The organism is Agrobacterium sp. GW821-FHT02D03 (assembly GCF_059421725.1).
Window position 1 is genome coordinate 650,099 of record NZ_JBWKVN010000002.1, and the last position, 14,049, is coordinate 664,147.

Sequence of the window (14,049 nt, forward strand, 5' to 3'; positions counted from 1 at the left end):
CGCATATTGCAACCGACAATCCGCATATCTCTGATCAGTTTGAATGCATTGCGGATGTCTTCTTCTGGCAGCTCAACGATCGCCTTGAGCGTGTTGAGCTAGTCCGGTCGTAAACCCGCCATCCATTCACGAGTCTCCGTCGGCAAATCCCGCATTTTATCCGGGATAGCAGTTTCGGTCGTTTTTCTACTTTCACGACGCAAGGGGTGATCGAGGTCGCGATAACCGCAGATTCTGAGGACCAGCGGAGACGCGCAGATAAGCGCCTCCCGCCAATTGACGGTGAAAATTGGTGGTGCGTGATTGTTCAGAATGAACAAGTTTCGCCAACCGACGTAATTGATTAAATCGGAAAGCCAGCCATCATTTTAATTCTGAGTCGTAACTGAAGGATCGAAGATGTATTCAGACCCGCAAATCTTCGTTTCGGACTTAGATGCACTATCGGAGATGATGAAGTACCCAAACGAAAAAACATGCTCTAGGCTTCAGGTAGACTAAGAAGACTGCTTCTCGACAATGTCGCAGGAGGCACGCTCCTATCAAAGGTAGCGCATGAAAACGGATTTAAACCAAAATTTCGCGTGCACTCCGTACAACTCCTAGAGGAACTTGCCGAAGAAGTTACATTTTCGTGGTCAAGTGCGAACGCCGACTCTGGCAACCGGTACGTGGGGCTCGATGCATTTCTCGCAGAACCAATAACGTGGATCCGAAGATAACGGTGCGCGAGACCATCAGCTACGTGGCGAATGTAGGAGGAGGAGTGCACAAAGGGCAACCTTCGAAACGAGATAACGCGGAAAGCATCCACGAGACAGTGAACCGGTTTTTGCCGGAAGGGATTCCCTATCCAGTCTACAGCATTTTAGGCATCTGTCGGGCGACATTAGATGCGTTACAGCCACTCTATGATTGTCTGAGGGCCTAGTATATCAGATTAGAGAACGCCGGATCGGGTACAAAGCCGAGGCACTTATCATAAAGGGCCGCGCACGGACCTTCCATCACTTCACCGCAACTGCAGTCCAGTGCGTGCTGTCGAAGAAGAATGCCGCATCTTCACTGTTAGACAGGACAGTTGGTGTGATGTGCTCGATTTTGGTGGTATCGATGCAAAAATCAAACCCAATCTCACTCCTTTTTGCTTTTAGGTAGGCCATCACGTCGATATTGTGAGCGCTGATTGAGCCATTGATACCGCGAGCCCACATGCCACGATGAACGATCTTTAGATCGTGAACGTAGGAGTAGCGCTGACGGCAAAGCGCGACGAACGGCTTAAGGACGTTGTCGATGTAGTTGATCGTCCCCGCATATGTCGCGCCCGGCGTTCCAGCAGGCACCGAAGCGAGGCCGGGGTTACTGTTATCGAGCGAATAAGGAATGTCATTGGTGTCGCCAATTGCGAGCACCAATTGCTGGTCGGCTCCGACGTTGATCTGATCCATCTGACCAAAGTTTTCCAACCAGGCCACACCCTGCGTGTAGGCCCAGTTAGGGATGGTGACGAGCCGCGCGCTGTCCCGTCCCATGTTCATGATGCAGCGAGTTTTCTCGTATGCCCATCGCGGATTGAACCCGATCTTCTGGTTGGATGATGTAGGGGGAAAGATCGCCTCTAGCCCGGTAGGCAATATGCCTTGTGACCACAATTGGTCTCTAAACAGAGGCGTGTATCCGCCGAGAACAGAATTTATGCGGCTATCTCCCACCGCGCATATGAGTTGGCGCTGCAGTATGCTGTTGAAGTAAGACACGTCGTCACTTGTTGCCGTGTAACTTCCAGCAGGAGCGTCGCTGCCGTAAAGCGCGTCAGCAAAGATGTTAGGGTTAGCGGCCTTGGCGGCGTCGTAGCTGCGCTGATCAATCTGCAGGTGTCGTTCTGAACCAAGAGCGAAAATCGGTCCCCATTTGGGCGTTTTCTTACCGAGCGCATTGGATATCCGGGTCTGCAAAAATCTCTGATCATCAGGACCAGTCGAGGCAGGCTGTGCGACGGCAGTCGTCACGGCCGGGAAGGCCTGCGCTGGTCGGATTTAACGAAATGGCATGGATCAGACCTCCGACATTGCGGCGAAGATTGCATCAAGACGGGCGCTGTCGGCAATTTCGCCTACCAGCAGCAAGTCCGCGAAAATTTCAGCGAGTGCTGTCCCGTCTCCCAGAAAACTTTGCACGCTGTCTGGCGTGTTAGATGCCCAGGGAGCGGGTTCGGCAGGGGTCCAGCTTTCTGTGTAAATTGCAGTTCGCGAGTTCATGTACATGTTCATGAGAACCTGGGACCCGCTCATATCCAGCGTCACGATGCCGGTGTTTTTCGCGCCGTCTACCGCCTGGAGAGGATTAGCAGAAGTGCTGACAGTGGCCTTAGTCGCTCCGTCTGCAATCGCCATGCTGATGAACGGCCTTCGATTTGCCGCCCAGCCGGACAAGCGAAAAGAGAAGCGCGGCTGAGTTGATCCCCACCGGCAGGAGAGGCCGTTGTCGCAGCTTCGGAAAAAGTCACGAGAACTCGCGCTGCACCTGACGCACCATATAGGTCGCCTCGAGACAAGAACCCCATCGCGTAAGTGATTTTGTTGGCGCCACTGAGCGCTGAATTCTTGAGCGCTAGGAGCCGCTGCGCTTTAGCAGCATCAGCAAAAAACATGCCGCCGTTGACGCCCTTTGTCGGCTGAAGATTTTTGTCACCATCCACCACCCCAGAGAGCGGCTTAAGAAAGCAATATCTAAAGCCGCTGAAATGGGACTGACAGCCGACAAACCCTTCTTGACCAACTTCGCTCGCAGGAAGGACTAGCTAAACTGAGCCAGAACGCGACGGTGAACGCCCTCGCTGCAGACAGCTCCCTCATAATGTAGATGCTCTCCGCTGCGGAATTCGAAATCGGCGTTACATCAGAGGATGAATTTGTGATCGAAAGCAGACCGATCGCAATGGCTAGCGAGGGGCTGCTGCAAGCTAAGGTAGGTAAACAGCCATGTGGTTCCCGCTAGCGCCGGATGTCGCGGTGCGCCCGAAGTTCAAGGGACCATCATGCATCAGCGAGTTGAACACAAAACAGGTGAGAGAAATAAACGAGCACATCCTTCGGCAGAGCGGCTACGTGGCGAGCGCATCTGAAGCCCTGCTCAGAAGCCTACCGATAATGACGGCCTGATATCTGCTGGATACGGCTCGCTAGCGTCGGTCGAGCTCACAAAGTATCAGATTTGGACGCCCGGGCCGGATCAAGTGGCATTTCGCGACTTTGTTCCGATATTAATTTGCGAACGGATCGCCGCTAGAGTGCGACGAACCGTGAGGAGCATTGAGGTAACCTTAAACACCCCGAAGAACTTGTGGACGATGGTAATGCTACTGCGAAACCCTGGTAGGCCGTAGATCTCGACGGTGTAGACGCACTCGTTGCGCGTGTCTGGATTGCCGAAGGCCATGAGGTCCAGCGGCTTCTGATCGTAAAAGCGGTCGATTCCGTCCTGGATGGCCCGCGCCTCCGAATCGGCGTTGTCGACGAGCCGATGATAGATGTGGTTGATCGTGTATTCCGGCGGCAGTTGCTTTCTTTGGGACTTGTAGATGACGCCGCACGAAAGTGCCGTGAAGAAGTCGTCGAAGCGTGCGCGGTCCACGGGATACCTAACGCACCCCCCGGAAACCTTAACGAACCTTTCAGCAATAGCTTTCGCAGAGCGTCTTTATTGTGCGACAGCTGTGGAGCGACTTTCGCCAGAGATACCTCTCTCGCACGGTTGCTCGGCGACGCCGTTCATGCAGATCTGAGCTAACACGTAAAGGTCGTCCGTCGACTTGTCATTGGTGTGCGATTTGCAAGAATTGACACTAAGAAGTTGCAAACTTTCGCGGTTTGGGAAGAACGATCGCGGCGGAATGTGCTCCTTAGTGATCCCCTTTTCAGCGCAGCCTTGGAAATAACAGCTCATATTAACCTTCAGGCGCGATCGGTTTGCCCCACCTGGTAGCTATATAGCTGCCATCGGCCGCTAACCGATAAAGTTGCTTGAAAGCGAATAATATAACAAGGGTTGCAAACTTTCGAGTTCGAATTGTTCGTCTTTTGAACTTGAGTCAGCCATCGCAACTAAGCGGCGTGTCAGAATTATGTGCTCAACTCCGGCAACTGCTCATTCGGAATGTGCCGCTGGAGGTGCGTGCTCGGCCTACGACGGCCGCTACCGTCTTTGAACGGGGTGCGGACCTTCAGGCCACCATCAGGCCGCTACCCACGGGGAGCGCGTGCCCGATATGTTGCCAGTTTCAATATCCACCACCGCATTGAGCGCCGCTATTCACTTTTGGAAAGATATCTCACAGAGAAGCTCAAGCAACTGGCCCAGTCGTTGTATGGTCACGATGTCTGTGACATCAGCCCGGGTGAGCGTAGAAGGCACACCCTAATGTGTCGCAAAGAGGTCGGATAGCCAGTTCATCTGCTCTCGCTCCTGGTAGAACTGCCCACCTTCGTGATTGTTGAAATCACAGTCGACAATGTTTTTCTGTCCTGCATAAGCGTTAAAGGCGGCGTACACCGTCGAGGCAGGACAGATTTCATCCATCAGGGCGACAGAAAACAGCGCCGGCGCCTTGGCGTGCCGCGCAAAGTGGACGCAATCGAAGTAATTCAGCGTCTCGAAAACCTTGGCTTTCTTGTCTCTGTGTTGCGAGAGAAAGCGAATGATCTCGATGTAGGGATCGCGAGTAGCAAGCTGCACAGCGCGTGGGAAGTCGCAGAGAAATGGCACATCGGGCATGACAGCCTTAATTCTTGGATCCAAACCACCGACTGCGATGGATATCGCTCCTCCCTGACTGTCGCCACAAACGGCAACTCGCTCGGTATCAATGAAATCCAGCGTCAAAAGTGCATCGATTGCTCGGACGCTGTCGGTCAAGACGCGACGATAATAGTAATCGTTTTTATCAAGAACGCCTCGTGTCATGAAGCCCGGGCTGGATGAGAAAGACCCTACGGGATCGGCTGTCGCCCCAACACTCCAGACACTGCCCTGCCCGCGGGTATCCATGCGAAAGTAAGCAAACCCCGATGCCGCCCAGTGCAGTTGCTCATGCGGCAAACTCCGCCCGCCACCATATCCGATATATTGAACGACCAGTGGAAGCCGGCCTCGCCTTTCTTTGGGAAGAATAAGCCAGCCCTTTATCGGATGCCCTCCAAAGCCTGGAAAGGTGACATCGAAGACTTCAATCACCTTGAGGGTGGTCTTCTCAGGCACGACTTGAATGTCACCACCAATCTCACGTGCCTGCGCAATGTTGGACTGCCAGAAATGTGTAAAGTCATCAGGCATGATGACATTGCTCTCATAAGCAGCCAACTCAGGTTGAATAAGGTCCGGAAAAGCCATGCCTTTACCCACTATCTGCTTGCTAAGCTTGAGTTGGAGCTACTCTTTCGTCTGTCGCAACGGCACTGTACTTCCGAGATAGCCTGATCCAGAACGGCAAGGCACTGCGAGGCATCCGAGACACTGAAAACGAGCGGTGGTCGAATCTTGATGATGTTGCCGTGTGGGCCAGTGGAGGAAACAAGAACGCCAAGCACCTTCATGCGCTCTCGCACCCAGCGCGCCGCCAGCTTTGCGGGCTCCCGCGTCTCTCGATCAGTGACGAGTTCCACGCCGAGGAAAAGACCCCTTCCCTGAATGTGTCCGACGAGCTCATGCCGCTTCATGAGGGCTTGGAGACCGGGAATGAGAACATCAGCGCTACGTCTGGCATTGCCTTGCAAATCCTCTCCCTGCAGAACATCAAGACAGGCATTGGCGACAGCAGCAGAGACAGTATTTCCTCCAAAGGTGTTGAAGTACCCCGTCTGCTTTTGCAGCCTTTCTGCAATATCGCGGCGGGTTGCAAGTGCCGCAATCGGGTGTCCGTTGCCCATGGGCTTGCCCATCGTTACGATATCAGGCTCGACACCGAAGGCCTCGAAACCCCACATGTGGGTACCCGAACGGGAAAACCCCATTTGCACTTCGTCGGCAATGGTCAGAGCGCCGGCGCGCCTGGCGGCGGAATATGCAAGCGCAAGGTAATCTGGGGGAGGAACCAGCGCGCCATTGGCATCGAAAATCGAATCAATCATCATGCCCGCCATACCGTGCCCTCGCTCCGTCAGGCACGAGGCTGCGTTGGTGATATGCGCGGCATATTTTTCGCCCGCGTCGTTTACGCCCTCGCGATAAAGCCCTCTATACAGATTGGGAGGCGCAACCGCCTCGACCCAGTCCGGTTTGTCCTTGATGTCGTAATCGATCAAAGAGAGCGGCGTTACCACCGACGTATTGCCGTGATAGCTATTCTCTGTAATCACGATGCCCTGTCTGCCGGTTGTCTGACGTGCCAAGCGAACCGCCAGGTCATTGGCCTCGGACCCGGTGCAGACGAACAGCCATGTATCGAGATGCGCCGGCAGCGTCGCGCCGAGCCGTTCTGCCAAACGCACGATCTCCGGATGAAGGTAACGCGAATTCGTATTGAGCGTACCGGCCTGTCGTGCCAGGGCATCGACCACGTAGGGATGGCAGTGACCGACATTGGCGACGTTGTTGTAGCAGTCGAGATATTCTTTTCCGTTGGCGTCGTACACGCGACATCCGCGCCCGCGCACCAGTTCAAGGGGTTCATCGTAAAAAGTATAGGTCTTGCCGAGAACCGCTTCGCGCCGTTGAAGGAGTCTCGGTGTCGGTCCGGTAATGCCGGCCCCGGTGGCCCCTGATACGGGAACGACGGAGGGCATCAGGTGCGCGGCAAAATCAACATCGGAAACGGCGGCGATGTGCAAGATCGCGGCGGTGTAAACCGATTGGAGTTCTTCCAGATCGGGATCGTGACGTCCCTTGACTGCGGCTTGACGAGAAACGAGACCGACTTGCAGGAGGAGACGGGCAAGGACGATCTGCTTTAGCACCTTGATGTCCGCAGTCTCCAGCGGCATGTGGCGCTGATAACCCCGCACGAGGCAAGCTGCTGCAAAGACCGGATCCGGTGTCCAATGGATCAAGGATGCGACAGTCACCGCAATATCCTGGATCAACGGACCGTAGATCATATCGCCAAAATCGATGATGCCTTCGACAGCGAAGTCCGGCTCAAAACGCACCAGAACATTGGACTCGTGGAAATCATGGTAGATCACCTGCGCCCGTAGAGTAGGCAGCGTCTCGCAGATCACCTGCTCTATCCCAGGCAGAACGGCTTCCAGTATCGGAGAGAGTGACGGCGGCATGTGGGCGAGAAGCTGCTCGCTGAACAATAGACCGTTACTCAGGTCCCAAGGCATCAGGCGCGGCGCGCCCAAGCCTCGAAAGCCCTGCAGGGAGCGCGCAAGCCTTCCGCTTGCTTCGCCCAAAGCAATCAGCTCTTCCGCGCCGAGCGCACTCTTCACAGTGCGCAACTGATCAAAAACAGTGTTGCCAGGCATGAAAGTCAACACTCTGACGGAATGCTCGCGACCTTCGTCATCGGCGATCGCCAAGATCGGATCACCAGTCGTGGTCCTGATAAGCCGCGGCACGGAGAGAGTCGGATCGACCCTCGCTATATGTTCGAGGGCACGCGTCTGGAACAATAGACTCTCACGAGGCTCGTCGAGCGACGCAATCTTGACAACGAACTGGCCTCCATTTGCGGTGAAAAGCCGAAAATTTTGTTCCCTCTCGCCCCCCAGACGGCGCCACTGCCCCTCCAGACCGTAAGCCGCAGACACATGCGCCTGGACCATTTCAAGCGGCAGGTCTGGAGCGTTGATGCTCTCCAACAGCGTCTCGAAATCATCCGCCGTCAATTGGGTCTGCATCATAAGCCCCTCCCTCACATTTGGAAGATCATTTCCAACGGCATCAACCCGTTTCCAAAATCAACGGCCTGCGCACACTCATTATCGATCCTTGTCCCACGCGTCGATGGCGAGGCATATCAGGAAAAATCGCAGTTCACTTCGGCAATACGTAAACATTTGAGACGGACAGGATTGGACGGTTGGGCGGATGGAATGATGTGCCGCCACATCACCCCAAAGCCGCAATCCTTTTTGTTTGGGAAAACACGAAGTGACCTTCTGAATATGTTGATTTTCGCTGCACCCACCGCGTGTTGCAGTGGCGACGCTAACGAAAGTGTCGAAAACAGGCACTGTCAGATAACGAGGGAACGATGAATATCAAACTGTTGATAGGTCAATCCTTTCTCGCAATTACACTCGCATCAAGCGCGGTGGCTGCTGAGAATATTCAGGCTCCAGACCGGATCAAGTCCGCTAAGAAGCTGGTGTTTTGCACCGAAATGGCTTTCCCCCCATGGGAGATGCTTGATCCCACGACATAAAAGCCAGTTGGGTTCGACATCGACATCGCTGCCGAAGTGGCCAAGAAGATGGGTGTCACCAACGAACATAAGAACATCAGTTTCGATGGTCACATCCCAGCTCTTCAGGCCAGCCAGTGTGACGCAATTATTTCTGCGCTGTATGACAAGCCCGAGCGCCGAGAAGTCGTAGACTTCGTGGACTACGCAAAGACCGGGGCGGCGATCATCCTTCGTGATTCAAGCACTCTGGCGGTTTCCGCATTGGACGATCTCGCGGGCAGAAAGGTAGCCGTAGGCATCGGGACAACAGGCGAAGGTCTGCTCGCAAAGGCTAACGAAGGCCTGAAGAGCGCGGGCAAGCCGCCTATCAACATGATCGTCTTACAGACGAGTACCGAAGCATTTCAGCAGGTCGCAACCGGACTTGTCGACGCATACATTTCGACGCCCGATCAGGCGGCTTACTACAACAGCCGCACACCGAATGCCGTCAAGCAGATGGGCGAGACCTTCAACAAGCTCGCCACCGGCATCGCGGTGCGCAAGGATGACAAGGAACTCCTGGCCGCAGTCGATGCCGCGGTGAAAGAAATGTGTGCCGACGGAACCTACAAGGCGATCCTAGACAAGTGGTCGTTCCAGTCGCTGGCCTTTCCCTGACCCTCCCAGCCGGTCGGATGCCTTCATGGCAGCCCGACCGGCGCCTGACCGATAGGTAGAGCCAATGGGCAACTTGCGCCTGGATTTCAATTTTTTCCTCCAGTACCTTATCTCTCCGCCAAGCACCGTGTGGGTTGGTCTCGGCATCACCATTATCGTTGCCACAATTGCTATGCTCCTGGGTATGACGCTCGGGTTTCTCATTGGGCTTGCGCGGCTTTCAAAGAACCCTTTCCTCAGCACCGGGGCCAGGCTGTATGTCTGGGTTTGGCGCGGGACTCCGTTGCTGGTTCAGTTGGTACTGGCCTATACCGGCGTCGCAGCGGCAGGCATTTACATGTGGCCGGACCTGCAGGTCTTCGGACTGACGATTTCAGGTGCACTTCAAGCGGCAGTGATTACGCTGGCCCTGAACGAAGCAGCCTATATGGCCGAGATCGTCCGGGCCGCTATTGCCGCGGTAGACAAAGGACAGTTCGATGCGGCCCGCGCCGTTGGCATGCGCCCCGCGCAATCAATGCGACTGATTATTCTGCCACAGGCTCTGCGGATCATCGTTCCGCCTCTCGGCAGCGAAATCACCCTGATGATCAAAAGCACATCGCTTCTTGCCGTCATAGGCATCCGGGAGTTCTTCGGCACTTTGCAATCTATCAATGCGGCCACGTTCAAGACGTTCGAACTCTTTGCTGTTGCGGCGGTCTGGTACCTCTTCCTCACCAGTCTCGTTTCAGCCGTTCAACGGATTATCGAAATGCGGCTCGCACGCTACGACCTTCCCGCTTTGGATGTCGAAACGATCATACCCAAGCGAAAGCTGTTACTGTTGAGGCGTTCATGACTGACACCATTTCATCCCCGTTGGTGCGCATAAAAGGCGTCCGCAAAAGCTACGGCACTCTGGAGATTCTCAAAGGTATAGACCTCGATGTCGCAGCAGGTGAGGTCATGTGCATCATCGGCCCTTCCGGCTCAGGTAAGACGACGCTCGTTCGATGCATCAATCATCTGGAAAAAATCAATGACGGCGACATCTTCGTTGGGGGAGAACGGATCGGCTATCGGCGGGTCAACGGCCGTCTCGTTGAAGAATCGAGCCGCAAGATTGCGCTACAACGCCAGCGCACAGGCATGGTGTTTCAACGCTTCAATCTATTCCCGCACCTGACAGCAATCGAGAACATCACCATAGCCCCATGCCGTATACAGAAGAGAGATAGGGCGACGTTAGAAAAAGAAGCGATGGCTCTTCTTCATCGTGTCGGACTTGGTGACAAGGCTCGACGCTATCCCTCACAACTCTCCGGTGGACAGCAGCAACGAGTGGCGATTGCACGGGCCTTGGCCATGAAGCCGGATGTTCTCTTGTTCGATGCCGACAAGCGCACTCGATCCCGAGACCGTCGGCGGGGTGCTCGAAGTCATGAAAGAAGTTGCCCAGCAAGGCATGACGATGATTGTCGTGACCCATGAAATGGCATTTGCCAGGGACGTGTCGCATCGCACGGTTATGATGGTGTCGGGCGAGATCGTTGAGATGAGTCCGTCAGCAAGTTTTTTCAGTAATCCGCAACACGAGCGGACCAAAGCATTCCTGCGAGGCATCATTTAACCTGCATTGATCCGCTGAGCCTGAAAAATGACGCGTCGATCGACTGGCAGTAACGCCCCGGTCGCGATCAAGCGCTATCCGACTGTTGCGCTTGGGAAAACCACATCGAAACCGCGACCAACAGCAAAATCGGCAATACATCACGCATTGCTGTAGCCATGGTGTCTCTCCTAAAAAGACCCGGTGAAACCAGGCTGAAAGGAATATCGATACTCCCTTTGGCTAGGGCCGATGACCTATCCTGGTTTGGACGAATTTTTCTTGGCGGCATTGCTAATGAGGTCAACGAAGGTTTTCACGATAGGTCGGCTCTTCCAGTCTTCCAGGGTGGCAAGCTGAAATTTAGCCTTGTAGGAAAACAGGTTCGGGCGGATCAATCGCATACGACCTGCCTGCACGAATGGTGCAGCGAAATGGTCAGGCAGATATCCCAGGTACGAACCCGACAAAATCAGATAGGCCTCGGCTTCCATGTTGGAGACCGTGGCGTGGGGACTGGCGATTGCGAAGATCTTGATGTCACGTGCTGCCCAATAGCTGCGCCCGATGATGCGGTGGGTACGGACCTGATCGATGCCAATATCCTCGTCAGCGAGGGAAAACAGAGGATGGCCACCGCCGCAGTAGAAATTTTGGGTTTCTTCGTAGAGATCTATATAGGCAAGGCCCAGCGCCATCCTGGGAAAACTGCCGACCGCCAGATCGAGCTTGCGGGCAACCACATCCCGCAGCAACTCTCCGGGAGATCTGGTTTCAACAGAAAGATGCAACAATGGCGCGACTTCGGCCAGTTTCGAGATTGTGGGGGCGATTGGAGAGACCGGATCGGTAATGGTGTTATCCACCAGGCCTACCGACAACGTGCCGCTCAAGTTAGACTTCAGACCCGCCACTTTGCGGCTGAACTGATCCAGGGAGCCGAACAGTCTTTGGCATTCGTCAAATACAGACCGACCGTTATCGGTCAGTTGAAAACCTCCCCTGCCCCGCTTGCAGAGCGTAACACCCAGCCTTTGTTCCAACGCAGAGATTTTCTCGGAGATTGTCGAGAGCGAAAGATTGAGATCTGCCTGCGCAGCTGAAAGCCCACCCGCCTCGACCACCCTGATGAAAATCCGGATCAGACGAATATCGGTATTATCCATTGAGATCGCGTTTCGCGAACTCGTTTCAGGTCTCTGCATCTCTTGTCCCTTATTTGACTGAACGCTATGAGCCGAAACTTCATGCGACCAGCCAGGAGTGACGATATTGGCTCCTTAAAGGTTGTACAAGCGCCGCTCTCACTCAGCGCGCGACGCAACTGAATGTTGTGCGGGTAAGAACCCGCATACGACATTCGCTGCAGGAAAAGGCACCTATGCGCTGTAGGTGACGTTGCCGCCGCAAATCGTGAAAAGAGGGGCAACACCAACCATCTCTTCGGGATCGAGCCTTTCCATATCCCTGTCCCAGACGACGATGTCTGCGACATAGCCGGGCTTCAATCGACCCTTCCAGCCTTCGGCAAATTCCGCATAAGCACCGCGCACGGTATATGCATCCAGTGCTTCCATGAGCGTCTGGCGATTATCGGGCAGATCGTCTCTCCATGGCTTTCTTGTCATAGCTGAATGCATCGACAATATCGGTGAAACGGGAGATACGGGCCAATCTGTCGAGAATATCAGGTCGATGTCGGCATCGCGAATTGCTCTCCAAGCATAGGAGCGGACCCAGTTGTCGGTGCCGATACGTGACAGGGTCGGCTCAAGCGGCAACCCCATTTGTCCCGGCGGCACGGTCGGTTGCATGGAGGCCACGATTTTCAGATCGGCCATGCGTGGAATATCGTGCCACCGGACAACCTCGATATGCTCGATACGGTGACGGCTATCACGCGCACCGTTGGCACGCCGCGCTTCGGCATATCCATCCAGAACGCTTGCAACGGCACCATCGCCGATCGCATGAACCGCAATCTGAAGACCGCGCTTGTCTGCTTCCGTGCATAGCCGATCAAAGGTTGCCTGATCGAAACGAGGCTCACCCTTCCAGCCAGGCCGATCAACATAGTCGTCGTACATCACGGCAGTATGGGAATCGAGGACCCCATCCATGAACACCTTGACAGTGCCGGAGTTCAGCCACTCTCCATTGAAATCGGCCTGCATCCGAACGGCCTTGTCCATCTGTTCGACAATGTCCCCCGTGACATAATGCAGTGGAACCCGGCCTCGGCACAGGAGCGCTCCCTCCGCCTGAATTTCCGATAGAAGTTCAAGCTGATAACGATTGCCATCCATGTTCTGAAAGCTGGTAATGCCGTGGGCCGCCAGATGCTGCAGGCCGCGTTTCAGCAAAGCACGATCATAAGCGCGATCCGCAGCAGATGGCTCGTGCGGCTCGTCGCCTGTGCTCAGGCCCAGCATGTCTCGGCCAGCATTCGCGCCAAGGGCGATGACGTCATCGAAGGCGTAGTGTTCGCGTAACTCGCCAGTCGGCAATCCGTCCTCAGCAATGACGATCTCGTTGCCGGGTGGCAATGCCCGGCCTTCCAGAAGGCCTGCTCTGGTAAGCGCGAGAGTATTTGCCCAAACGGTATGGTGATCCGGCGCCATGACAGCCAACGGGCGGTCTGACACGATAGAGTCCAGAACATGCCTGTCGATCGGACGTCCATCTCCGAGGATCGTGTAATCACATGAGATGACCATGAGAAGCGGGTCATTCGGCTTCGCCTCGCCGTAAGCCAGAATTGCCGACTTCATGGCGTCGTATCCCTTGACCTCGAAAAGAGAGAGCTGGTCAAGCTCTGCCGAGCCGCTAAAGATATGGATATGGCTTTCGTTGATGCCAGGCGTCACCGTTGCGCCAGCGGCATCCATGACTCGTGTCTGGCTGGTCCTGTAAGCCGAGATCTCGCTGTTGGTACCTACGGCCACTATGCGGCCCTCGGCAATGGCCAAAGCCTCGGCGCGAGGCTGTGCCGGGTCCATTGAAATTATCCGGCCATTGATGATGATCATATCGGCTGATGCGGCCATGCGTGTCCCCTCTCCTCGCAGGTCGCCATCCACGACGCTGCATTTATTATCATTCGACAGTGAAGTCATATTTTCGGCAGGTTACGGTGACCTCGAAGCGCCCTTTGAAGCCCTTCTGCATGAAGTAGGTGTCACCTGCCCCAAACGTCTGCGGCTCTGCGCCGTCATGTATGATGACAACCTCGCCGGAAATGATGTGTGCCATCTCGTTGCAGGGATAATCGTCCATGCGCTCCGCATAGGGCGAGGCCTCCCATATGCCGCAGGTCTGTTCGCCATCCCCGTAGATGACGGTACCCTGCTCGGCGGGCGGTGGGGTCAGAAGGCTCTCGGCCGGGACGATCGAACAGGGCTTTAAACCTGTCGGCCCATGAGGAGAAAGCACGATAAGCTTAGACATT

General features: G+C 55.0%; 10 protein-coding genes and 2 pseudogenes. 4 read left to right on the plus strand and 8 right to left on the minus strand.

The genetic code is table 11. The annotated features are described in order from the left end of the window. Nucleotides 1-1,007: 1,007 nt before the first annotated feature. The 5 genes from AC07U5_RS16435 to AC07U5_RS16455 form a co-directional block, all read right to left on the minus strand. Nucleotides 1,008-2,012: a hypothetical protein gene (locus AC07U5_RS16435; RefSeq protein WP_494723655.1), complete on the minus strand. Its 1,005-nt coding sequence runs from the start codon at nucleotides 2,010-2,012 to the stop codon at nucleotides 1,008-1,010. Nucleotides 2,013-2,057: 45 nt separating this feature from the next. Continuing rightward, nucleotides 2,058-2,396 (minus strand): hypothetical protein, encoded by a 339-nt coding sequence (locus AC07U5_RS16440; protein ID WP_494723656.1) that lies wholly within the window; start codon nucleotides 2,394-2,396, stop codon nucleotides 2,058-2,060. A gap of 838 nt (nucleotides 2,397-3,234) precedes the next feature. Further along, complete coding sequence (locus AC07U5_RS16445) at nucleotides 3,235-3,636, minus strand: hypothetical protein (protein ID WP_494723657.1); 402 nt, start codon at nucleotides 3,634-3,636, stop codon at nucleotides 3,235-3,237. A 783-nt stretch (nucleotides 3,637-4,419) separates the two neighbouring features. After that, nucleotides 4,420-5,391, minus strand: a complete 972-nt coding sequence (locus AC07U5_RS16450) for an acetylxylan esterase (protein WP_494723658.1) — start codon at nucleotides 5,389-5,391, stop codon at nucleotides 4,420-4,422. Nucleotides 5,392-5,402: 11 nt separating this feature from the next. Further along, a complete protein-coding gene (locus AC07U5_RS16455) occupies nucleotides 5,403-7,844 on the minus strand; it encodes an aminotransferase class III-fold pyridoxal phosphate-dependent enzyme (RefSeq protein WP_494723659.1) in 2,442 nt (813 codons plus the stop codon). Between the two features lie 353 nt (nucleotides 7,845-8,197). On the opposite strand from AC07U5_RS16455, the gene AC07U5_RS16460 reads away from it, so the two are divergent. From AC07U5_RS16460 to AC07U5_RS16475, 4 genes and pseudogenes are all read left to right on the plus strand, one after another. Further along, nucleotides 8,198-8,368, plus strand: a complete 171-nt coding sequence (locus AC07U5_RS16460; RefSeq protein WP_494723660.1) for a hypothetical protein — start codon at nucleotides 8,198-8,200, stop codon at nucleotides 8,366-8,368. Between the two features lie 12 nt (nucleotides 8,369-8,380). After that, nucleotides 8,381-9,010 (plus strand): annotated as a pseudogene (locus tag AC07U5_RS16465) (ABC transporter substrate-binding protein); the annotation flags it as partial. 64 nt (nucleotides 9,011-9,074) lie between these two features. After that, entirely contained in the window at nucleotides 9,075-9,851 is a 777-nt protein-coding gene (locus tag AC07U5_RS16470; protein ID WP_494723661.1) for an amino acid ABC transporter permease, read from the plus strand. Next, nucleotides 9,848-10,622: pseudogene (locus AC07U5_RS16475) on the plus strand (amino acid ABC transporter ATP-binding protein). Before AC07U5_RS16470 ends, AC07U5_RS16475 begins: the two are co-directional and overlap by 4 nt. Nucleotides 10,623-10,858: 236 nt before the next feature. On the opposite strand, the gene AC07U5_RS16480 reads toward AC07U5_RS16475, so the two are convergent. The 3 genes from AC07U5_RS16480 to AC07U5_RS16490 all read right to left on the minus strand — a co-directional run bounded on the left by AC07U5_RS16480 (nucleotide 10,859) and on the right by AC07U5_RS16490 (nucleotide 14,048). Next, nucleotides 10,859-11,767: a LysR family transcriptional regulator gene (locus tag AC07U5_RS16480; protein ID WP_494723662.1), complete on the minus strand. Its 909-nt coding sequence runs from the start codon at nucleotides 11,765-11,767 to the stop codon at nucleotides 10,859-10,861. A gap of 213 nt (nucleotides 11,768-11,980) precedes the next feature. Then, entirely contained in the window at nucleotides 11,981-13,648 is a 1,668-nt protein-coding gene (locus AC07U5_RS16485) for an amidohydrolase (protein WP_494723663.1), read from the minus strand. A 49-nt stretch (nucleotides 13,649-13,697) separates the two neighbouring features. Continuing rightward, nucleotides 13,698-14,048 carry a cupin domain-containing protein gene (locus AC07U5_RS16490; RefSeq protein ID WP_494723664.1) on the minus strand — a complete coding sequence of 117 codons (351 nt, stop codon included), beginning with the start codon at nucleotides 14,046-14,048 and terminating at the stop codon, nucleotides 13,698-13,700. Nucleotide 14,049 lies beyond the last annotated feature (1 nt).